19 protein-coding genes and 5 tRNA genes are annotated in these 21,715 nt (G+C 39.8%); 5 read left to right on the top strand and 19 right to left on the bottom strand.

All coding sequences use genetic code 11. The features are described from left to right. Positions 1–111: 111 nt before the first annotated feature. The gene (locus CSV73_RS04545; protein WP_099626739.1) at positions 112–2,943 is read left to right on the top strand and encodes an ATP-binding protein; all 2,832 of its coding nucleotides are present in this window, start codon (positions 112–114) and stop codon (positions 2,941–2,943) included. Positions 2,944–2,996: 53 nt separating this feature from the next. On the opposite strand, the gene CSV73_RS04540 is transcribed toward CSV73_RS04545, so the two are convergent. The 14 genes from CSV73_RS04540 to CSV73_RS04475 form a co-directional block, all read right to left on the bottom strand. Continuing rightward, entirely contained in the window at positions 2,997–3,362 is a 366-nt protein-coding gene (locus CSV73_RS04540; RefSeq protein WP_085131968.1) for a response regulator transcription factor, read from the bottom strand. Positions 3,363–3,377: 15 nt separating this feature from the next. Continuing rightward, positions 3,378–4,997 (bottom strand): diguanylate cyclase, encoded by a 1,620-nt coding sequence (locus CSV73_RS04535; RefSeq protein ID WP_085131969.1) that lies wholly within the window; start codon positions 4,995–4,997, stop codon positions 3,378–3,380. A gap of 127 nt (positions 4,998–5,124) precedes the next feature. Continuing rightward, positions 5,125–6,474, bottom strand: coding sequence for a phosphoglucosamine mutase (glmM, locus tag CSV73_RS04530; protein ID WP_085131970.1), 1,350 nt, complete (start codon positions 6,472–6,474; stop codon positions 5,125–5,127). A gap of 49 nt (positions 6,475–6,523) precedes the next feature. Beyond that, the gene (locus CSV73_RS04525) at positions 6,524–7,504 is read right to left on the bottom strand and encodes a CdaR family protein (protein ID WP_099626738.1); all 981 of its coding nucleotides are present in this window, start codon (positions 7,502–7,504) and stop codon (positions 6,524–6,526) included. Then, the gene (cdaA, locus tag CSV73_RS04520) at positions 7,497–8,333 is read right to left on the bottom strand and encodes a diadenylate cyclase CdaA (RefSeq protein ID WP_085131972.1); all 837 of its coding nucleotides are present in this window, start codon (positions 8,331–8,333) and stop codon (positions 7,497–7,499) included. Before cdaA ends, CSV73_RS04525 begins: the two co-directional genes overlap by 8 nt. Positions 8,334–8,486: 153 nt before the next feature. Continuing rightward, entirely contained in the window at positions 8,487–9,122 is a 636-nt protein-coding gene (locus CSV73_RS04515) for an anti-sigma factor family protein (protein WP_085131973.1), read from the bottom strand. A 12-nt stretch (positions 9,123–9,134) separates the two neighbouring features. Continuing rightward, positions 9,135–9,698: an RNA polymerase sigma factor SigW gene (gene sigW / locus CSV73_RS04510; RefSeq protein WP_085131974.1), complete on the bottom strand. Its 564-nt coding sequence runs from the start codon at positions 9,696–9,698 to the stop codon at positions 9,135–9,137. Positions 9,699–9,880: 182 nt separating this feature from the next. Next, the gene (gene rocF / locus CSV73_RS04505; protein ID WP_099626737.1) at positions 9,881–10,786 is read right to left on the bottom strand and encodes an arginase; all 906 of its coding nucleotides are present in this window, start codon (positions 10,784–10,786) and stop codon (positions 9,881–9,883) included. Positions 10,787–10,834: 48 nt separating this feature from the next. Continuing rightward, a complete protein-coding gene (locus tag CSV73_RS04500) occupies positions 10,835–12,922 on the bottom strand; it encodes a sensor domain-containing protein (RefSeq protein ID WP_085131976.1) in 2,088 nt (695 codons plus the stop codon). Between the two features lie 201 nt (positions 12,923–13,123). Next, positions 13,124–13,198, bottom strand: a tRNA-Gln gene (locus CSV73_RS04495). A 39-nt stretch (positions 13,199–13,237) separates the two neighbouring features. Next, positions 13,238–13,322: transfer RNA gene (locus CSV73_RS04490), tRNA-Tyr, on the bottom strand. 39 nt (positions 13,323–13,361) lie between these two features. Continuing rightward, positions 13,362–13,436 (bottom strand) — tRNA-Glu (locus tag CSV73_RS04485). 13 nt (positions 13,437–13,449) lie between these two features. Then, a tRNA-Thr gene (locus CSV73_RS04480) sits at positions 13,450–13,525 on the bottom strand. A gap of 12 nt (positions 13,526–13,537) precedes the next feature. Then, positions 13,538–13,609 (bottom strand) — tRNA-Asn (locus tag CSV73_RS04475). Between the two features lie 174 nt (positions 13,610–13,783). Between CSV73_RS04475 and CSV73_RS04470 the strand changes: the two genes are divergently transcribed. After that, the gene (locus CSV73_RS04470) at positions 13,784–14,449 is read left to right on the top strand and encodes a polysaccharide deacetylase family protein (protein ID WP_099626736.1); all 666 of its coding nucleotides are present in this window, start codon (positions 13,784–13,786) and stop codon (positions 14,447–14,449) included. A 26-nt stretch (positions 14,450–14,475) separates the two neighbouring features. Here CSV73_RS04470 and CSV73_RS04465 read toward each other — a convergent pair whose 3' ends face one another. Continuing rightward, positions 14,476–15,165: a KinB-signaling pathway activation protein gene (locus CSV73_RS04465; RefSeq protein WP_099626735.1), complete on the bottom strand. Its 690-nt coding sequence runs from the start codon at positions 15,163–15,165 to the stop codon at positions 14,476–14,478. 138 nt (positions 15,166–15,303) lie between these two features. Here CSV73_RS04465 and gerD point away from each other — a divergent pair, with 138 nt between their 5' ends. Continuing rightward, positions 15,304–15,891 (top strand): spore germination lipoprotein GerD, encoded by a 588-nt coding sequence (gene gerD / locus CSV73_RS04460; RefSeq protein ID WP_085131979.1) that lies wholly within the window; start codon positions 15,304–15,306, stop codon positions 15,889–15,891. 22 nt (positions 15,892–15,913) lie between these two features. Here gerD and CSV73_RS04455 read toward each other — a convergent pair whose 3' ends face one another. From CSV73_RS04455 to CSV73_RS04440, 4 genes are all read right to left on the bottom strand, one after another. Further along, on the bottom strand, positions 15,914–16,972 hold the full coding sequence (locus CSV73_RS04455; RefSeq protein ID WP_085131980.1) for an Mrp/NBP35 family ATP-binding protein: 1,059 nt from the start codon (positions 16,970–16,972) through the stop codon (positions 15,914–15,916). Between the two features lie 76 nt (positions 16,973–17,048). Further along, positions 17,049–17,762, bottom strand: a complete 714-nt coding sequence (locus CSV73_RS04450; protein ID WP_099626734.1) for an N-acetylmuramoyl-L-alanine amidase — start codon at positions 17,760–17,762, stop codon at positions 17,049–17,051. Between the two features lie 202 nt (positions 17,763–17,964). Beyond that, complete coding sequence (locus CSV73_RS04445) at positions 17,965–18,267, bottom strand: rhodanese-like domain-containing protein (RefSeq protein WP_085131982.1); 303 nt, start codon at positions 18,265–18,267, stop codon at positions 17,965–17,967. A 78-nt stretch (positions 18,268–18,345) separates the two neighbouring features. Next, positions 18,346–18,936 (bottom strand): hypothetical protein, encoded by a 591-nt coding sequence (locus CSV73_RS04440; RefSeq protein WP_099626733.1) that lies wholly within the window; start codon positions 18,934–18,936, stop codon positions 18,346–18,348. 156 nt (positions 18,937–19,092) lie between these two features. Between CSV73_RS04440 and hpaB the strand changes: the two genes are divergently transcribed. Further along, positions 19,093–20,532 carry a 4-hydroxyphenylacetate 3-monooxygenase, oxygenase component gene (hpaB, locus tag CSV73_RS04435; RefSeq protein WP_085131984.1) on the top strand — a complete coding sequence of 480 codons (1,440 nt, stop codon included), beginning with the start codon at positions 19,093–19,095 and terminating at the stop codon, positions 20,530–20,532. Between the two features lie 82 nt (positions 20,533–20,614). Further along, positions 20,615–21,712 carry a nitric oxide synthase oxygenase gene (locus tag CSV73_RS04430; RefSeq protein ID WP_199092937.1) on the top strand — a complete coding sequence of 366 codons (1,098 nt, stop codon included), beginning with the start codon at positions 20,615–20,617 and terminating at the stop codon, positions 21,710–21,712. Positions 21,713–21,715: the final 3 nt, after the last annotated feature.

The raw sequence follows: 21,715 nt of genomic DNA, 5'->3' as shown, positions 1-21,715 counted from the left end.
TTCACCCTACCACGTGTCAAAACATTATTTTTCAACTGAAAATTCTATCTGTAATTAATAGGTGTAAATGATAGAATAGGAATACACAAGGAAGTCGGGAGGGGCAATCGGATGGCGCATAAAAAAGGTATTCGTCAACAATACATAAAAGTATTTATCGCTTCCATAGTGATTGCGATTATCGGGATGGCTAGCATGTATTTCTATGCTAGTAGCTCATGGGATGAACTAGAAAATAAACAGCAAGCCTCAATAGAAAAGTCGGTATTAATTGAAAACATATCCGATTCAATCCAAGATCTATTCTTTCGGGTTCGTGGTTACTATGCTTTTCAAATTGAGGAAGAACTAAATTTTGCCTATCAATCAATTGAAGACATTCATTCTTATTCTAGTGAGTTTAAATCTTTTCAATTAACAGCAGAAGAACAGCGAATCATTGACGAAATCGATAATTTCTTGATGGAATATGAAAATGTTACTCTTCCAAAAGCTATTCAATATGTCAAAAAGGACGATTATGCTGGTTTACAAGACTTAGCAAAGAGTGGTACGAACTTAGCCGTTAATAGATTCATTCAATATGCTAACGAATACGAAGATTCATTAAAAAATAAGATGGAAATTGCATATAATAATACGATGCAAAAAACAAAAACATTCTTTTTGATCATCACATTATTCGGCATCATCTTCTTATGTATTCCAATCTATATGTTTTGGAGCGTCGTCAACCGAGTAGTCAAGCCAGTAGAAGATATCACGCGCGCGGCAGATCAGTATGAAACAGAAGGTACTGTCCTATTCCAACCTATTCAGACTGAAAATGAAATCGGTGCACTTTCACAATCCATTCATAAAATGATGGAACATATACAAATGAATGAGCAGGAGCTCCTTTCACAAAATGAAGAGTTGATTACACAGCAAGATGAATTATTCAATCGCCAAACGAAGATGGAATTCGCCTTATCAGAAGCTCGATTTTCCCGTGTCCGTTTAGAACGATACAACGGTTTGAGTCATATCTTATCGTTCTCGTTGGATAAGCAAGAAGTATGCGACCAAACTTCTAGCTATTTAAATCAAGTCTATCAATCCGACTTAAGTTTTCTTTGGTTTCCTAAAAGTGAAATTCATACGTTAAAGGGGATTTCAGAAGAGTTTTTCAATGAAATTAAACAAGAACGAATAGAATATATAAAAATCCGACTTGAAACAGAGCCCTATTTCATTATCAAAAGAGAAGCGGAATATGAAAAAGGAATAGCTGACAATATTACATATGTCTATGATTTTGTTACAGGTATCTACAATGTTGCTAATGAATTAAGCGTCGTGTCTGTCCTCTCGCGTATCGGTAAGCCATTTACAGAAGATGACCAACAAGATTTATACGGTTTGCTTAAACGAATTGCAATCGCAGTGGATCGGATTGAACAATATGAACTCATTATTCATGAACGTCAGTTGAATCAGAATATCTTGAATAACATCAATGAAGGCATTCGTTTCGTTTCAAATACAAGTGAGAATGATAAGTATAATAAAGCCTTATTCAATTTACTTGGAATGGAACCTGAAACAGAACATAGGGCTTGGCCACGAGAAGAATGGACGGAGTATTTCCTGAAACAAATTGATGACCCTGTTCAATATAAAGCATTTTTTGATGACGCTATCAGGTCTGAATCCACGGAATTTATTACTAATAAATACATACTTTCATTACCTTCTGAAAAGTCCCGGGTCATGAATGTATACAGTGTGCCGATTATTATTCAAGAAGAAAAAGTCGGTACGATCTTCGTACATCGGGATATAACTCACGAACACGAAGTCAATAAAATGAAAACGGAATTGGTGTCGACTGTCAGTCATGAATTGCGAACACCTTTATCGAGCATTCTCGGATTCTCTGAGCTTTTACTAAATAAAGATATGGATGATCAACGTAAAAAACGGTATCTTGAAACTATCCACAGCGAAGCTAACCGATTAACTACGCTCATCAATGACTTCTTAGATTTGCAACGGATGGAATCAGGGCGTCAATCCTATAAGATAGAAGATATATCCATCACTAAAGTAGCTGAAATGGCGGTAGACTATTTACTGATTCAATCACCAGATCATACTATAAAGATGCAGGATCTCACATATTCATCAATGGTCAGAGCGGACTATGATCGTATTTTACAAGTATTCATGAATTTAATTGGCAATGCCATTAAGTTTTCACCCGACGGCGGAAATGTGAATATTACTCTGTTAAATCAACAGGACACAGTTGTCGTTTCTATAGCGGATGAAGGGATTGGCATTCCATCCGATACGATTAAACATCTATTTGAGAAATTCTATAGATTTGATAATAGTTACAGTAGAAAAATTGGCGGTACAGGTCTCGGTCTATCTATTTGTAAGGAGATTATTCAAGATCATCATGGACGAATTTGGGTAAGTTCTGAGGAAAATGTAGGGACGACAATTTTCTTCTCTCTTCCTTTGAAACAGCAGCTGCCAAATGAAAAAATTGACTACGACAAACCTTTGGTGGTTATAGTAGAAGATGATGTGAATATTTCATTGTTACTGGGAGAAGAACTAGCAAGCAATGGATTTTCAATAATTCATCATTCCAAAGTGGGCGAAGCATTTGTATGTATAGAAGTAATGCAACCAGCCGCAGTCGTTGTCGATCTAAAATTAGAAGAAGGTGAAAATGGTTGGGATTTAATTAGCCAAATGAAAGAACATACTAAAACTAAATCGATCCCAATTATTATATCCTCTTCATTGGAAAAAGAACCTTTATTGATGGAAGAATTTCATATCAGTGAATATTTGACGAAACCTTATCCTCTCAGCGATTTATCCTCTATTATTATAGAGACTATAGAACGATCTGATGGACTGATTTTTTATCCAGAGAATAACTAAAAGAACGTCTTTTCCTTTACGGAAAGGACGTTCTTCTATTTTGTATACTGTAATTAAAATAGTGATTTAACTAATTCAGCCAGTTCATTCGGGCTAAATGGTTTAGGTACGAAGTAAGAGGCCCCTTTGGCTAAAGCAGCGTCTTGATCTGCTTGCTGTGCTTTTGCTGTGAGCATAATAATAGGCGTTGATAGCTTTAGCGGTTGTAGATGCTCTAATAATTCTAAACCTGTCATACGTGGCATCATATAATCCAAAAGAATGGCGTCATATGGATGGCTTTGGATTTTACTTAATGCTTCTACCCCATCCACTGCTTCTTCTACTTGAAACCCTTCAAATTCCAACGTGTCCGTGAGCAACATGCGCAAAATATCTTCATCGTCTACAACTAAGACCTTTTTTCCTATATGCGTCAAAGTGGCCACCTCCTTCTATTCTCTTTTATCAAATAAACGATTTGCTAATTTATCAATTCTTCCAAGGACTTCCGACGGTTTAAATGGTTTTATTATATAGTCATCTGCTCCAAGCCAAAGTGCTGCCTTAATATCATTCGCACTTTTTCTAGCCGTCATCATGGAGACTGTGACGTTTGTTTTGGAATGGTCACTCTTTAACTGACTCAATACTTCTAGACCGTCCATTTTTGGCATCACACCATCAAGTAATACGATGAAATAGGCATCGGGACTATACCAGTCTTCTTCTAGAAATGAAGGGCCGTCAGCATATGTCTTTACTGTAATATCAATGTACGAAGACTTTAACTCCAGCAAAGTTTGCTCAAGGATTTGTCTGATGAATGAATCATCATCAACGATAATAACGATTAACTTTCGTTTTACTACCCGTTTTCTCTGATCGTAAATCACTGTTTGGTTTCGCCCTGAACGCTTGGCTTCATAAAGAGCTTGATCTGCAGCGGATATCATGTTGGCAGTATTTCCTTCGTACGTCGCACTGCCCGCCGAGAAAGTTACTTGGAATGTCTCTTCATCAGATGTGAATATCGTATCATTGAATTTGGCTCGAATTCTCTCAACGGCATGCACGGTATCTTCAGCATTACTATTATCAAATAATAAAGCAAACTCTTCTCCGCCATACCGGCATACATAATCGCCTTCACGTTTTTCTTCTTTGATGATTTCGCCAAATTTTCGTAGAACTTCATCGCCTGCTGGGTGTCCATACAGGTCATTTACTTGTTTAAAGTGATCCAAATCGATAATGACAAGAGAGAAAATCACTTCAGATTGATCGGCTTTTTTGGCCAATGTATTGATGGTCTCGTCGAAGTAGCGTCGATTTCCAACACCTGTCAAACTATCTGTAATCATACTGCTACTGACCGCATGCTGACGCAATTGACGATTGAACAAATAAGGGAAAAAGATATCCATATCAAAAGGTTTAGATAGCAAATCCATAGCCCCTCTACGATACGTTTCAATTAGAATGTCTTTCGTTACTTCTTCACTCGAGATAGCTAAAGTCGTATTTTTTTGCCGCGCAGGTTCTGCAATTTGATCCAATACTTCAAAGCCTGTCATATCAGGCAACTTTGCATCTATGATTACAATACTTGGTCTCATAGAGTAAAATTGTTCAATTCCACGCTTTCCATTCAATGAAATAATTACTTGAGCTCCAAGCTTCTCGAGCAACTCTTTTAAATAGGATACGAACTCCAAGTCTTGATCAATGATTAAAATAAACGTTTCTTGATCAAGACGGTTAACGTAGCGATCAGGCAATTGAAATTCTTCTTTTTTCACAGCAATAGTATCATCAAAATGCGAACGAATACGATTCTTTAAATTTTCTAATGAAGATACGGGTATTTTCTGATCGTTAGAAGACGTCAGAATCTCTAATTGTGACGCACAAAAGAGAGACAACTGTTGCAATCCGATTGTCCCGGATGTTCCCTTCAATTTATGAAGAAAATAATACAACTCCCTTTCCGTTAAACTACCACGCGCTTTCCACTCTTCAAAGATATTCTCTGTACGTTGTGCAAGCATATTCTGATATTTTTTTTGACTCACTGTTTTCCTCTCCGTTCAGCGGAAGCATTCCCATTTCGTTCTATACTTCTGATTCCCCGGTATTCTACATCTATAAAAAAAAAGAGCTGGTAATATAGAATTTCCTATTACCAGCCCTAACGCATATTTACTCTAGACCCATTTCTTCTTTTACTACTTGTGAAATCCGATCTGCATAGTCTGCACATTGTGCTTCTGTTTCAGATTCGACCATTACACGGACGAGGGGCTCTGTCCCTGAAGGACGTACAAGTACTCTTCCCTGTCCGTTCATCTCTTTCTCTACTTCGTTAATAACCCCGACAATACGCATATTATCCATGACCGCATATTTATCCATTACACGAATATTAATAAGTTTCTGTGGATACACTTTCATTTCGCTAGCTAATTCAGATAATTTTTTACCTGTTTGCTGCATGATGTTCACAAGTTGCAATGCCGTCAGTAAGCCATCGCCCGTTGTATTATAATCCATAAAGATAATGTGGCCTGATTGCTCACCACCAAGATTATAATGATTTTTACGCATTTCTTCTACGACATACCGATCACCTACAGCTGTTTGAACACTCTTCATGCCAAATTCCTCTAGAGCTTTATAGAAACCTAGGTTGCTCATCACAGTAGAGACGATAGTGTCTGATTTTAATCTGCCTTTGCTATGTAAATATCGAGCTACAATAAACATAATTTGGTCGCCATCGACAATGTTTCCTTTTTCATCTACTGCGATAAGACGATCTCCATCGCCATCAAATGCTAAACCGATATCTGCACTCTTTTCTACTACGAGTGCTGCAAGTGCTTCAGGGTGTGTGGAGCCAACGCCATCATTAATATTCAAACCATTTGGGGAAGCACCCATTGTAGTCAAGTCTGCATCCAAGTCTGCAAATACATGAGTTGCCAAGACTGATGTCGCACCATGTGCACAATCAAGTGCCACATGAATATTCTCGAAATCGTCATCGACAATTTGTTTCAGATATTGAATATACTTTTGACCGCCTTCAAAGTATTCCGTTATGGTTCCAACATTTCCACCAACAGGACGAGGCAATGTATCTTCTTCTGCATTTAATAGTTGTTCGAATTCTTCTTCCTGTGCGTCAGTTAATTTAAAGCCGGTTTCTCCAAAGAACTTAATTCCATTATCTTCAACTGGATTATGTGATGCTGAAATCATAACACCTGCTTGTGCGTTCATGACACGTGTTAAATAGGCTACGCCTGGTGTACTAATTACGCCTAATTTCATAACTTCCACACCAACAGATAATAAGCCTGCTATTAAAGCATTTTCAAGCATTAAACCAGAAATTCGTGTATCTCTTCCTACTAGCACTTCGGCTTTCTCTTCCACATCTTTAGTAAATAAATATCCACCGATCCTGCCTAATTTAAATGCCAATTCAGGTGTTAGTTCCTCGTTGGCTATACCTCTGACGCCATCTGTTCCAAAATACTGTGTCATGTTGTATTCTTCCTTTCGATCTTATCTTAGATCACGTTTGGTACGAGCTTTATGATTCTTTCTTATCATCCGTCTTTTTCGATATGTCGGAAGTATCACCTGAAACTTTCACCTGAATTTTTAATTTAGCAGGTGTCACTTTAGTAATTCCTTCAGGATTTTTTATATCCACTTCCACTTTTCCGGACTTATTTATTTTATCTATATCCAGTTCCACTGGGATTTCTTTAATTGCGTCCACTATGCTTTTGGGACCATATACGCGAATGGATTGAACATCAGGTACTGCACTTTCAATAGTTATTCCATCTGGAGATTGTCCCTTTTGTTGCAATTTCAATGGAATTTCACGACTATATTCTTGGATATCTACTTTCACCGTGACTTCTTCCGGATCCAATTCAACGGATAGCTTATTCAAGTCGCGATCCAATACGCGAACGCGTGATTTTTGCTCAAAAGACTTATTTAGGCTACCGTCATTGGTAATAGAAACTTTTACGAAACTAATCGCATCCACAACACTTTTCGCACCTGTAACATTAATCGAAGAGGGGTGGACACCCATGCTTATCACTTCATATCCTTCTGCTAACAATCTAGTATTCATCTCAGGATCGACACGAAATGACTGGGTTACCTTCTCCTCAATATTAATATTAACTGTTGATGGATCAAGTCGAACATCCAGTTTATCTGACAAATTTTCCGCTTGTATACGTACGGTATGTTCACCGAGTGTCAAGTTTTGTAAATCTAATTTCAATGTAAAATCTTTTAACAGTTTAGTAGTCTGTACAATTTGGGCGGGTCCTTCAATCGTCATATTGACCATGTCAGGTACTCCTGTTACTACTAAATTTTCCGTATCGTAATAAACTTCCACCGGTACGTCTTGCAAGAGATCGAACACATCGCCTATTGTATTACGACTTGATTGATCCTCCGCTTTTACTGATAAAAACAGCATAATCGCCAAAAATAGAGCAGTTAGTCGAAGAAACCAGGGGCTATCCATAAATTTATCCATTTTTTCTCTTCCCCCACTTCCATAGAGAAGTATCTGTTTGTCCTGTTGTGTTACCGAACCAGGAAATACGTAATAGCTTTTCGAATTCCTCAATATCCAATTTCCGATTGATTTCTCCATCTGCAGCCAGACTTATGGCACCCGTTTCTTCTGACACAATGATGGTTACTGAATCAGTCACCTCACTGATTCCAAGCGCCGCACGGTGTCGTGTACCGAGCTCTTTGGAAATAAACGGACTTTCCGACAATGGTAAATAACAACCTGCGGCAGCAATACGGTTCTTCGTCACAATAACCGCACCGTCATGCAATGGTGTGTTTGGAATGAAAATATTGATAAGAAGTTCGGAAGTAATATGTGAATTCATAGGGGTACCTGTTTCGATATATTCACTAAGACCTGTTTCCTTCTCAATTGTAATTAGCGCACCAATACGCCGCTTCGCCATATAGCTAACGGATTTGACGAATGCTTCAATCAAGCGGTCACGTTCTTCTTCCTCCTGCATAGCAGTACGTGCAAAGAGTTTGCCCCGTCCCAATTGCTCTAATGCTCTGCGAAGTTCAGGCTGGAATATAATGATCGCAGCCAAAAAACCAAATCGAAGTACTTCTTCCATCATCCATTGAAGCGTCTTCAAACCGAACCATTCTGTAATATAGCGACCGATTAGAATCACAAATATACCTTTTAGTAATTGAACAGCCTTTGTTCCTTTAATGATGGTAATTAATTTATAGAGTACGAACCAAACAAGAAGCACATCCACAATATTTTTCAGTATTTCTATTGGTGCTAACGTTGTTGCTTGCTCCAAACCCGGCATGTGCTTCCCCTACCTTTTAAGAAAGTTCTTATAGATTTAGTATAACATAATTCCCAACTAACATGCCCAACTAAAAGGTCATGTACATCCGAATGAAAATCAAAAAAGTGATGCGGAAGCCCTTAAGCCGCATCACTTTGAAAAGCTATTTTCTCATTCATTTTCAAGCTTTTGTTCCTTCGATGCAGGGATAATTTCTTTTGCCAAAGACTTCATCTTATACCACAGCCAATCAAAGATCTCATCAATTTCTTCACTTGATCCCGTAATAACGGCCGTTGAAGCCATATACTTAGAACCTCTAATAACCGTGACATCACCATCAACTTCTCCTTCAATCCGAAGGTCTCCGTTCTTCACGACAAGATCACCAACAACCGTTTCTCCTGCTGGCACCACAACCGTTTCCCCCTCTACAACCAAATTAGGCTGTTTTGTAAATGAAAACTGCTGTTCATTTTCAAAACTTGAGAAGAAAGATGCACTCATAAGCAATAAAAACATTGCAGCCGCCACCATAAATGGATGCTGACGAAACCATTTACTCGGACCTTTCTTGATTGTCCGTCTCGGCAATCTTGCAGTTACACCATTGACAAAGCCCGGAGGTGCTTCCACTACATCCACACCCTTAAATAAAGTAACGGTCTGCTCTAGTTCCTCAAATGTTTCTCTGCACTCTTCACATGACTTCAAATGTTCGTTCATAACTAGTTCTTCCTCATTGGTGATTTCACCATCTAAAAACGCATGCATATAATGGACAACATGTTTAGGACATTTTTCCATAAATCTAACCTCCTACATACTCCCCATTTGTTGCCGAAGTGCTTCTCGTCCTCGATGTACTCGTGTTTTTACTGTGCCGAGTGGCATCTCCAAAATGTCAGCAATTTCCTGCAACTGTAGGTCTTCCATATATCGTAAAATAATAATCGTGCGGTATTTATCGGGCAGCCTGTTTACTTCATATTGAATACGATCCTTCATTTCCATCTTTTCTACTTCTTCTTCCGGTAATTGTTGCACCGCTGCAATTTGTGAATACATATCCAAGCCTTCCGTCCCTGGAATTGTAGCATCCAAGTAGTGATCAGGTTTTTTCTTACGAATGCGGTCTATACACAAATTGGTCGCAATACGGTACAGCCAAGTAGAAAATTTTCTCTTTTGATCATAGGTTTCCAAGTTTACATAAGCACGCACAAAGGCTTCTTGCGCAATATCTTCTGCCTCTGCTGCATTGTTCAACATTCGGTAGCACACTTGATATAGCCGGTGCTGAAAGTGGATTACGATTTCCTCAAAAGCTTCCTGATTGCCATGTAAAACTTCTTTTACTCGTTTGTTAATTAACTCGTCCAATAGGCTTCACTCTCCGCTCTTATGCGGCTGTCCCTCTATATACGTTAGAAACATCATTTGGTTTCACTTTTTTCATTTATTACGTTCATCTCTACTTTATCATTATTCTGGCTATCAGTGATAGTCATTTCTTAAATTGAAAAAAGTGATTAAAACCCGTAGGCTTTAACCACTTCAACAAATTACAATAGTTTTTCACCAAATAACGATCCCATCAAGCCGACTGCTACGTCAGCCGTCTTATTGTACTCGTCAAGTACAGGGTTCACCTCAACAAATTCCGCGGATGTAATGACATGTGCATCTTCAAGTAATTCCATAGCCAAATGACTTTCACGGTATGTGATTCCACCTGGCACCGGTGTTCCTACTCCCGGTGTATATAACGGATCCAAACCGTCCAAGTCTAATGACAAATGAACACCATCTACTTGTCTTGATGCAAAATATTCAAGTGTTTGCTGTATGACCACTGACATTCCATAACGGTCGATTTCATGCATAGTAAATACTTTTACGCCTTTTTCTTTAATCATTTGGCGTTCACCAGGATCTACTGAGCGCGCTCCGATAATCACTACATTTTCAGGCTTGATTTTTGCTCCTTCACTATGCACATTCACCAATTGTTCATGGCCCAGCCCCATACTGACCGCGAGCGGCATACCGTGGATATTTCCCGACGGAGATGTTTCGCATGTATTCATATCTGCATGCGCATCGTACCAAATAACACCAAGGTTTTTATAGTGTTCTGCCAACCCTGCAAGTGTGCCTATTGCGATACTATGATCTCCACCAAGCACGAGTGGAAACTTCTTGTTTTTTACAATAGCCGAAACTGTCGCAGCAAGCTCTTCAGTCGCTTCAGTCACTTCTGTTAAGTTCTTCAACCCAACCTCATTACACGATAAATCACGAATGGGAGAAACAGAAATATTTCCTTCGTCCATTACGTGATGCCCTAATGCCTGCAGACGCTCTACCGCTCCTGCATATCGAATCGCACTGGGTCCCATATCCACTCCACGGCGGCTCTGACCAAGATCCACGGGTACTCCAATTATTGAAATGTTTAGTTCGCGCATAACCAATCCTCCCACCTGATCTTTATATTTTTGAGCAACACAGTATTTTCATATTCTTTTCGCATCTTCTAGTGACATGGGTCGACCGAAATAATAGCCTTGTCCTTCGCGGCATCCTAAGTTGTAGAGCATTTTGGCCTGCTCCTGTAATTCTATTCCTTCCGCCACTACGTTCAACCCCGCCGTATCAGCAAGTGTCACAATCGCTTTGACAATAGCCTGACTGTTTTCATTCTCCAATATATCCCGTACAAATGCCATATCAATTTTTAACGTATCAGCCGGGAGTTCTTTAATATAACTAAACGTACTATAACCTGTCCCAAAGTCGTCAATCGCAATCGTAATCCCTTCACTTCGAAGTCTTTGAATGGATTCTTTCATGCCTATCGTATCCATAAATGAGCTTTCTGTCAGTTCCAACTCTAGCATCTCAGGCGGTACGCGATATTCTTTAATAATATTCAAAACGGAGTCAACAAAGCCTTCTTCTTTCATTTGAACTGTTGAAACATTCACAGCAAAGCGGCATTCTCCACCAGCTGCCCGTTCTATTTGTGCGCGTTTACACACTTCCCGTAAAATCCATTCTCCAAGCGATACAATGATTTTCGTTTCCTCAGCGAGTGGAATGAACTTATTAGGCGGAATAACACCCAAATCGGGGTGTTTCCAACGCACAAGTGCTTCTACGCCAGTCAACTCACCGGTATCTAGTAATACTTTCGGCTGGTACTCAAGATAGAAATGTTGTTGTTGCACACTTTTACGTAATTCATTTTCCAACAAAATTCGCTCTAAAGACATCTTTGAAGTACCCGGCTCGTACATTTCAGTAGCCCCGCCACCATGTAACTTGACCTTCCCCAATGCCAATGTAGCTTTAGTGACCAAATCAGACGGCTGATTGGCGTGTTCGGGATACATAGAAATACCGCAACTAATGGACAATGTGTAGTTTTGTTTTCCAACTTGGATTGGTTGTTCTAAAAACGTACGAATATCTTCCGCATGATTATAAAACTCTTCTTCATCTTTCAAACCGGATATGATGAATGCAAATTCATCTCCCGCAATACGGGCTAATAGGCTTTCAGGACCTGTTCTTTTTTTCAGCCGTTCTCCAACCATCGCCAATAAATAATCCCCTGCTTCATGCCCTAGTAAATCGTTAGCATAGCGCAGACGATCAATATTTATATGAACGAGGGCAAATACTTGCTTGCGGGTACGTGCTCTTTCAAATGCCAGTGCCATCTGTTCTCTAAACGAATTTCGGTTCATTAAGGAAGTTAGTTGGTCATTGTAGACAAGATATTTGATTTTTTCGTCTGATTTCACACGTTCGGTGACATCTCGCATGACAACCAATAATTTATCTTCATATTCAACTGATTCTTTCACTTCATTAATTTTCGCTTCCATAACATGCAACCCTTTTTTACTATCTAAAAAAGAGTACTCTATATTAAATGCTTGGCGTTGATATCCTCCAAATTGCATAATTTTCTTTTGTACCTGTTGGCGATTTTTCTTAGAAATATAGGAAAAGAATGAATTGGAATATAGTTCATCCACTGAATGTCCAAGAAGCTTCTGAAATGATGGAGAGACATAGTAAAGTTTCCCCTGCCGATCAATAATCGCAATATAGTCAGATGCATTGTCTGTAATAATTTCATAAAGATCTGCATTTTTTCGTATTTCTAGTTCCATTTTCTTTCTCTCGGTAATATCATAGCGGATTGAAATATATTGATAAGGTTTTCCTTTATCATTTAAAAATGCGACGATTGTGGTGTCTACCCAATACGTTGAACCATCCTTCGCACGATTACATATATCGCCACGCCAAGTATTGCCCATCCCAATCGTTGACCACATCTCTTTAAAGAACGCTGCGTCATGGTGACCTGAGTTTACAATACGTTGATTAGCACCAATTAATTCTTTTCTTGAGTATTTTGAAAGTCTTTCGAAGTGTTCGTTTGCATATTGGATCGTTCCTTTTGAGTCGGTGATTGCGACGATAGCTGCTTGTTCTAGTGTATAAGAAATATCACTAAGAACCTTTTGTAATTCCTTTTCACTACTAGACTCAACAAATACATCCATACCGTTTAAAAATTCTTGCATTGCTATATCACAATCCCTATATCTAGTTATTTTTCATTAATCATACAAGATAAACTACCTATATGTGTTACAAATTATTATACATGATAATTCCAATTATTCTATATGATTGAGTGTTTGTACAACAAAAAAAACCTTCATTATTTTAAAATAATAAGGATTTAACATATTAACTATTGAATTGTAAGTACGTCAGTAAAATGGCTGGGGTAGCTGGATTCGAACCAACGAGTGACGGAGTCAAAGTCCGTTGCCTTACCGCTTGGCTATACCCCAATGTATAGCTAGTTATACTTTCTACAGGTAAAATAAACATGGTGGTGGGGGACGGATTCGAACCGCCGAACCCGGAGGGAGCGGATTTACAGTCCGCCGCGTTTAGCCACTTCGCTACCCCACCGTGTTAAAATCGTGCTAAGCTTTGCTTTAAAAAAGTAAATGGTGACCCCTACGGGATTCGAACCCGTGATACCGCCGTGAAAGGGCGGTGTCTTAACCGCTTGACCAAGGGGCCATGAAAGTGTTCATGGAGCTTCCAGCCGGGCTCGAACCGGCGACCTCTTCCTTACCATGGAAGCACTCTACCTGCTGAGCTATGGAAGCATAAAAAAATGACTCCGCAGGTAAGACTCGAACTTACGACCGATCGGTTAACAGCCGATTGCTCTACCACTGAGCTACTGCGGAATAATAATATGTTTCGTACGCTTGACGACAAAAACCATTATAGCATGCTTGCTGACTCTTTGCAACAGATACTTTTTATATCACCCAAGCTTTTTTAATTATAGTGGGCTTAGTCATAGACGTCAAGGGTTTTTCATATAATAGTTTAGACTTCACATAATTAAGGAGAATGGCATGATAAAAAAACTTCTCTTCCTTTTTATATTGACTGCACTATTCTTGGCTTTTATTCCTCAATTGACCAAGCCTTCTTCAACCTTGAAGGCAGTTTTCCGATTGACTGAACAACCTGCAGTGATAGTGAAAGGTACACAAGGTTCTGCATTGACCATTAATATTTCATTTGGTGAGAAAGAAGTGGAAGAACTTCTTGGAAAATTATCGCAGCCCTATCCTTTATTGTTTATTGATAGTGACTGGGCTTCACGCTTCCCTCATATTACAGAACAGATTAAACAGCGATCTATGCCTGTCGCATTACTTGGTACTGAAGGTCAACATTATGAAAGCAATCCCAAGCTTTTAAGCGAGCAACTTCAAACGTTTGAAGAGTTGTTTAGCACACGCCCTCTTTGGTTCCGTACGACAGATGAAGAATTCCCTTTGGCATTATTGCAAGAGTTAAGTGAAGCAGAAATAAATGCCTTAGGCTCTACTACTCAGTGGTCTGGTGGTACACTCCCGAAGGCTACTAAGGGAGAAATTATCGCTGTTCCATACGCTCGCAATGAACACGTAGCCATGGCAGATATTCAGCGACTACTTGCTAGCCGTACTTTTCAATCCGTAGAGGATCTATTATTTCAATCAACTGTAAAAACAAAAAAAATTCCACAATAAAAAAACTGACAAGAGAAAATCTCCTGTCAGTTTTTTTGGGATTTGCCTACTTGTTTCTTCGTTTTTTTTCTATCATTTCTGCGTTTATCCAACTTTTCTTTATCAATATCGGATTGTTTATTGTATTTAGGCAATACTAATAATTGATACGCATTCACTGCGAGCAGCGGGAATAAGAGAATAGTTACCCATTCATCTTTGTTACCTGAAGTGACCATAAGTGCCGGCAACCATTCAAGCGTCGTGATAACAATCATGAAAAATAATGCAGAAATCAATGCATGTTTTTTCGTCCACTGTGCTTTGAAGTACGCTGTCACTACGGATACTGCAATCAAGGTAATCAGTAAGAAGATATACAGAACTGTACGACTCATATCTGCTTTCGTTAATTGGAAACGGAAAAAGACTAAATCAAACAGCACGACTACTATGATCAACATTTGAACCCAGTTCCACAACGTTAGTGTACGGAACAAATTCACGCCAAACTGATGAACGGTCAAATAGGCGAAGAAACCCATCTGCGCAATTACACTCATCGTAAATCCTAAGAAAATCATCCATAAAAAAGCACCAAGAAATTGCCATATCTCGCCTGCCTGTAAGTATCCATAGAAAAAGTCCCAACGTACAATTAGACCGACAACCGCTGTAATCGCTCCGCCAATTGCCATTGCGCGTAAGAAAAATTTAACCCAATTTCGTATTGTCACAGCACTGTTCCCCTTTTTATCATGTCTATCCTAGTGTATCAACGATCGACAAAAAAATCTATTTCATTGAACGATTCATGCATATTCCTTCATATATTGTGAACAATAAATGAAAATACAAGTGGAAGGTTGAGTGGAATGAAAAAATTCGCAGTTCTTTTTCTATTCCTTCTATTCCTTACGGGTTGCAGCGGAAGTCATCAAGCAGCACCAAGCTATGATGAGATGAAAAAGATGATGACAGATGCAATCCAGACGGAAGACGGAAAAAAGGCACTCCGTAAATTGATGACTGATCCCGAGTTCAGGGAGTTATTAGTACTTGAACAACCAGAAGTCAAGCAGAGCATTGAGAATGTACTGCTTTCTAAAGAAGGTGAACGTTTTTGGAAAACCGCTTTTGAAGATCCTAAATTCACTGAATCCATCGCAAAAAGCATGAAAAAACAACAAGCGGATATCATGAAAGATTTGATGGGAGATGCTTCTTTTCAAAAAGAAATGGAGAAGTTTTTCGGTCAACCTGACATGATGAAACAAATGGAGAATATCGTCAATTCAGCAACGCTCAAGAAGGAAATGGAAAAGACTATACAGGACACTATCAATAGTCCTCTCATGCAAGCAAAGTGGCAAGAATTGATTATGAAAGCAGGAAAAGGTGCTGCAGAGGGATCCACCAAGGATGGTGGTAAAGGAGAAAAAACAGACGAAGAAGGAAAATAATCCTTTCTTCGTCTGTTACATTTTACTTTTCCGTTTTTTTGATTACTGTATCGGCAACGTCTAAATAGATTTTCCCGATCGGATGATCTTCTGCATAGACAGAAGGTGCAAAATCCGTTTCGTTCCAGTCAGGTTGACCAAGAGGTATTTGTCCTAGTAATTCTGTACGAAGTTCTTCAGATAGACGAACACCACCGCCTTGACCAAAGACATACTCTTTTTCTCCTGTTACTTCCGATGCAAACCAAGACATGTTTTCAATAACACCGAGCAACTCATGTTCAGTCTGTAATGCCATCGCCCCCGCACGTGCTGCAACGAATGCTGCAGTTGGATGCGGTGTAGTAACCACAATTTCTTTGGATGCTGGAATCATTTGGTGAATATCAAGCGCTACGTCCCCTGTTCCTGGTGGTAAGTCGAGCAACAAATAATCCAACTCGCCCCAGTCTACGTCACGGAAGAATTGATCTAACACTTTCCCAAGCATAGGTCCACGCCATACAACAGGTGCGTTATCTTCAACAAAGAAGCCCATTGAAATCACTTTTACGCCAAAACGTTCTACCGGCATGATACGATCTTCCCGGACTTCAGGCATAGCTGTAATACCCATCATATCTGGTACACTGAATCCATAAATATCTGCATCAATCAAACCAACTTTTTTGCCACGTCTGGCTAAAGCCACTGCTAAGTTGACAGAAACTGTAGATTTCCCTACGCCGCCTTTTCCAGATGCAATCGAAATAAACTCAATATTGGATACTGGCGATAAGATATCTTGTGCTTCCGCTTCCGTAACTGTACCACGAAATTGTTCTAATACTTCTTTAGGCAGTTCTTCAAATCTAATACCTACCGAATCGGCTCCTGCTTCTTTCAATACTTCTACCACTTTTGATTGTAGCGTCAATTGCTCTCCGGTATTCACTTTCGCAATCGCGACTTTAACACTGACATGTTCTTTCTCTGGTTTGATGGTTACATCCACAATACCATTTGTTTCTGCCAATGTTTTATGTAAAAACGGATCTTCCAATGCGCCAATCAGTTCACGAACTTGTTGTTCATTAATCACATTCGACACTCCCTACTGGATTCATTCACTCCCTTTTAGTATATCATATTCCCTATTCACTCAAACGTCATATGCTTTATTGCTCTTCAGCGAGTTGATATTTTACGATTCCATCTACAATCGCTGCCGCCACTTTTTTCTGATAGGATTTACTTGATAATAACTTTCTTTCTTCCGGATTGGACAGGAAACCTGTTTCTACCAATACAGCTGGCACCGGTACTTTTTTCAACAAATAGACCCCTGTGATTTTCATAGCTTCCCGCTCTGTATTTTTCAACTGGTCGCGCAGTTCATTTTGGATGGACGTCGCCAGCTGCTTACCCTCTGGATGGCCCCCTGGATGATAGAATACTTGCGCGCCTCTCCAGCGTTCTTCTGGAATTGCGTTCACGTGTACGCTGATAAACATGTCAGGCTTCGATTCTACTGCCATGCTTTCACGTAGTTTCAAATCTGCGAACTTTCTGCTTCTCAACGAAGTGAACGTCTCGGATGGTGCATGTTCCGCTACTGCATCCCCGCTTTTCTCTCTCGTCATTTCTACGGTTGCACCTTTTTTCTTCAATAGTTTACTTACTTCATGGGAGATGTTTAACGTAATATCTTTTTCAACGAGTTCGCCTGCCGAAGCACCTCCGTCTTCCCCACCATGCCCAGGATCAATTAAGATGCTTACACCACCGAGTTCTGAGGGCAGAAAGAATCCACGATCAGATGCTTTGACACCGTATAACACTCCACCTAATGAGAAAATTATTAGCAACCCTGTCACAAGCCACTTTTTCATACAGACACCCCTTTTTCTTTCACTATACGCTTGGACTTTTGAGGTTATGTCTACGCAGTAGCAGATGGATGAATTAGAGGTTTGAATACTGAGGCATGCCGAGAAGACATAGAATTTGATAGGTTGAAAGCATCATCGCTCTGTACACAAAAAAGCTGTCGTAAGAAGTTTTCACTTCTTACGACAGCTTTGGTTTAGCTTGTTATTTCGTTTCGCCTTCCCATGCGAGCATACCGCCTACCATGTTGGTTACGTCAAAGCCTTCGTCTGCCATAAGCTCTTGTGCACGTCCGCTTCTACCGCCTGAACGGCATACAAGGATGTAAGGTGTTTCTGTATTCAATTCGTGCATTTCGACAGGTAGATTGCCGAGGGCAATGTGTTCTGCACCTGGAATCATACCTTCTGCTACTTCGTCATCTTCACGCACGTCGATGATATTCAATTCTTTACCGCTTTCCAATTGCTCTTGTACTTCTTTTGCAGTTAATTCTTTTAAAGTCATGAGTGGCATCCTCCAAAGTGTGTAATGTACTCTTATTCTATCTTGCTCGGTCAATCATTGTCTATTGAAATGAACTAATTAGCGTTGCTGTAACTCTTTCATAGTATGGCCACGGTTTTCCCATAATCTAGTCGTGTCCGCTATTTCGACAATCGCAGGGATATAGCGCTCAGATTCTTTAATAGGCAGTTCCAGACGGGATATAAATAAGGACAGTTCCATCATGAAATCACCACCACTTACTTGCAAATTATATACTAGTTCTGAGACTTCTACGTCTACATTCAATTGATCACCGAAATCTTCTTTCAACATGTTTTTCAAATTTAATTGCTCCGGTGTTTCTTGTACGTACTCTTCGTCAATGAAACACAGTAATTCTTCTCTTCTAGGTATATAATACGGCTTTCCAGCTGCAGTTTGTCTTAGGTTTTCCTTCTCAGCTTCTTCGCTTGTCGCTTCAGCCACAAATTCGTTTGATTGAATATAGACGAAGCTCTCTTCTAGTTTTTCTTTCACTTGCTTACTTCGCAAAAAACTTTCCACTTCATCCAGTGAAATGTTTTCTTCGTTTTGATTAGTGTAAATTTCAATAACTTTTTCAATAGGCACTATCCCATATAGATTTGTGCACGCTACAATATACTTCATTACCAATTCTTTATCCATCATATGCACACCTTTCGCTGATCCGAATACATTCCCGATGTACTCCTTCTGTATTGTATCAAAATTATCATCTATTGTTCTGACCTAGAACTTTTTTGATCATCCATGAAGGTGTCATAATATACTATATCAACTTGAAAATTCAGGAGGAATGGTATGGGTGCTATAAATGGCAACGAGTTTGTGCGTAGAATGGATGAGCAGAACGCGGAGATTTGGCTCGATGGAAAACAATTGAAAGGTCCTATTTCTAAACATCCGGCATTTAAAGGACTTATAGAAACAAAGGCCTCTTTGTATGATTTACAATTGTCACCTTCACATAAGGCTCTTATGACATACGCTTCACCAGTCACAAATGAGCGCATTGGACTTTCGTACTTACAACCGAAAACCAAAGCGGATTTGCGCAATCGCAGAGTTATGACAGAGGAATGGGCAAGACTTTCTTGCGGCTTACTTGGTAGAAGTCCGGATTACCTCAATACGGTGATTATGAGCTTTGCCTCTTCTTCCGCTCACTTGCTCGGCAAGGAAAACTGCTTTCCAGAACATATTCAAGCGCTTTATGAACGAGCACGAGAAGAAGATCTATCCTTTACTCACACCTTCATCACGCCACAGGTCAATCGATCTCAGGCTGCCTTTACTACGTCAGATGAACCGATCTCCGCCAAGATTGTAGATAAAACAGCAGCTGGACTCATCATTAAAGGAGCTAAACTACTGGCAACACAGGGCGGCGTGACGGATGAGGTATTGGTATTCAGCACGCCTTCATTTCTTGGGGATTCTGATGAAGCTTTCGCCTTTTCAATACCTTCCCGTACAGAAGGTTTACGTTTTCTCTGTAGGGAATCATTTGTAGGGGGGAATTCCACATTTAATTACCCACTGAGTTCGCGATTTGAAGAGATGGATGCTGTAGTTGTTTTCGATAATGTTCTCGTCCCGTGGGAGCGTGTATTCTTTCATCACAATAAGGAAGTAGCTTCAGAATTTTTTTCAATGAGTTCATTCCATCCGTTCGCCACACATCAAGTCATTACGAGACAGATCGTCAAAACAGAGTTCATGCTGAATTTAGCAGAGCAACTCGTCCAAATGATTAATGTAGCCGAATATCTCCATATTCAAGAAAAACTATCTGAGATAATTATTGGACTCGAAACAATGAAAGCATTACGAGATAAATCTGAGGCCGATGCATCACTCGATCAATGGGGAAATATGTGTCCAAGTGCAATACCACTTCAAGTAGCTAGCAATATTTTTCCGAAAGTCTACCCGCGTTTCAGTGAGATCATTCAGCTAATCGGAGCGAGTGGGATGATTGCGTTACCTACCGATAAAGATTTCCAATCTCCTATTCAACTTGATCTCGAAAAGTACCTACAAGGTGCTACGAAAACCGCGTTGGAACGTGTGCAACTATTTCGGTTAGCTTGGGATTTGACAATGAGTTCGTTCGGCACAAGACAAACACAATATGAGCGGTATTTCTTCGGGGATCCGGTACGCTTATCAGGTCATCTATACCGATCCTATCCGAAAGACGCAGGTCAGGAAATGATACGCCGTTTACTTTCCTATTAAATGAAAAGTCAGTAATTCGCCGAAATTATTGCGACTCATTATATTATTCACATGCTACACTCTGTATATGGAGTTGATGATTATGGTGCTATCTGTAAATCGTATTGAGCTCTTCCAAGAAGCAATCCAGTTTATCCATAGTTGTTATAATGAACTAGGAATTTCTCAAGAGGAACAACTCATGCGCGTCAAAGAAATTGAAGAAGAGATTATCCAAACGGGAACGTACACTCATACACAATCCGAACTGACACATGGCGCGAAAATGGCTTGGCGAAACAGTAATCACTGTATCGGACGATTATTGTGGGAAACGTTGGAAGTATTTGATGAACGACAAGTCACTACTGCTGAAGATGCATTTGAAAAATTGAAGCATCATGTGGATTATGCAACGAATGATGGAGATATTTGTTCAACGATTACCGTCTTCGCCCCTCGGGTACAAGACAAAGACCCTCTGAGGATCTGGAATCATCAATTAGTTCGTTATGCTGGATACGAGGATGGAGCTACAATCATTGGCGACTCTGCATCCATTGAGATGACCAAGTTGTGTGAACGTCTGGGATGGCGAGGGAACAAAACACCTTTTGATGTATTACCACTTGTCATTCAAGAGTTTGGGAAATCTCCACGACTCTTTGAACTACCGAAATCATCAGTAAAGGAAGTACCTATCAGTCATCCCGAAATTAAAGGAATTTCCGAGTTAAATACAAAATGGTATGCCGTTCCGATCATTTCCAATATGCGTCTTGATATCGGTGGAATTGAATATCCTATGGCACCATTTAACGGCTGGTATATGGGCACAGAAATTGGAGCACGTAATCTTGCAGATGCGGATCGTTATAATCTTTTGCCGTCTGTCGCCAAACTGATGGGGCTAAACACAAAATCCAATCGTTCTCTTTGGATAGACAAAGCACTTGTGGAGTTGAATATAGCTGTTCTACATTCCTACGAGAAGGAAGGTGTCACACTTGTTGATCATCATACCGCAGCGAAGCAATTCAAATCGTTCGAAAAGAAAGAGCGGAGTGTTGGAAGAAGAGTGACAGGTAACTGGGTATGGCTCATCCCACCACTGTCACCTGCTGCCACGCATGTTTATCACAAGCGGTTTGCCAATGACATTATGACACCCAATTTCTTTTATCAGAAAGATCCCGAATAAACC

The organism is Sporosarcina sp. P1 (assembly GCF_002743155.1).
Taxonomy (GTDB): Bacteria; Bacillota; Bacilli; order Bacillales_A; family Planococcaceae; genus Sporosarcina; species Sporosarcina ureae_B.
Note: the sequence above shows the minus strand (reverse complement) of the source record. Positions and strands in the feature narration are given on the sequence as shown.

Coding starts and splice junctions, on each gene's coding strand:
- CSV73_RS04545 (WP_099626739.1), top strand. CDS start 112: ATGGCGCATAAAAAAGGTATTCGTCAACAATACATAAAAGTATTTATC.
- glmM (WP_085131970.1), bottom strand. CDS start 6,474: ATGACACAGTATTTTGGAACAGATGGCGTCAGAGGTATAGCCAACGAG.
- CSV73_RS04525 (WP_099626738.1), bottom strand. CDS start 7,504: ATGGATAAATTTATGGATAGCCCCTGGTTTCTTCGACTAACTGCTCTA.
- cdaA (WP_085131972.1), bottom strand. CDS start 8,333: ATGCCGGGTTTGGAGCAAGCAACAACGTTAGCACCAATAGAAATACTG.
- CSV73_RS04515 (WP_085131973.1), bottom strand. CDS start 9,122: ATGGAAAAATGTCCTAAACATGTTGTCCATTATATGCATGCGTTTTTA.
- rocF (WP_099626737.1), bottom strand. CDS start 10,786: ATGCGCGAACTAAACATTTCAATAATTGGAGTACCCGTGGATCTTGGT.
- CSV73_RS04500 (WP_085131976.1), bottom strand. CDS start 12,922: ATGCAAGAATTTTTAAACGGTATGGATGTATTTGTTGAGTCTAGTAGT.
- CSV73_RS04470 (WP_099626736.1), top strand. CDS start 13,784: ATGATAAAAAAACTTCTCTTCCTTTTTATATTGACTGCACTATTCTTG.
- gerD (WP_085131979.1), top strand. CDS start 15,304: ATGAAAAAATTCGCAGTTCTTTTTCTATTCCTTCTATTCCTTACGGGT.
- CSV73_RS04450 (WP_099626734.1), bottom strand. CDS start 17,762: ATGAAAAAGTGGCTTGTGACAGGGTTGCTAATAATTTTCTCATTAGGT.
- CSV73_RS04445 (WP_085131982.1), bottom strand. CDS start 18,267: ATGACTTTAAAAGAATTAACTGCAAAAGAAGTACAAGAGCAATTGGAA.
- CSV73_RS04440 (WP_099626733.1), bottom strand. CDS start 18,936: ATGGATAAAGAATTGGTAATGAAGTATATTGTAGCGTGCACAAATCTA.
- hpaB (WP_085131984.1), top strand. CDS start 19,093: ATGGGTGCTATAAATGGCAACGAGTTTGTGCGTAGAATGGATGAGCAG.
- CSV73_RS04430 (WP_199092937.1), top strand. CDS start 20,615: ATGGTGCTATCTGTAAATCGTATTGAGCTCTTCCAAGAAGCAATCCAG.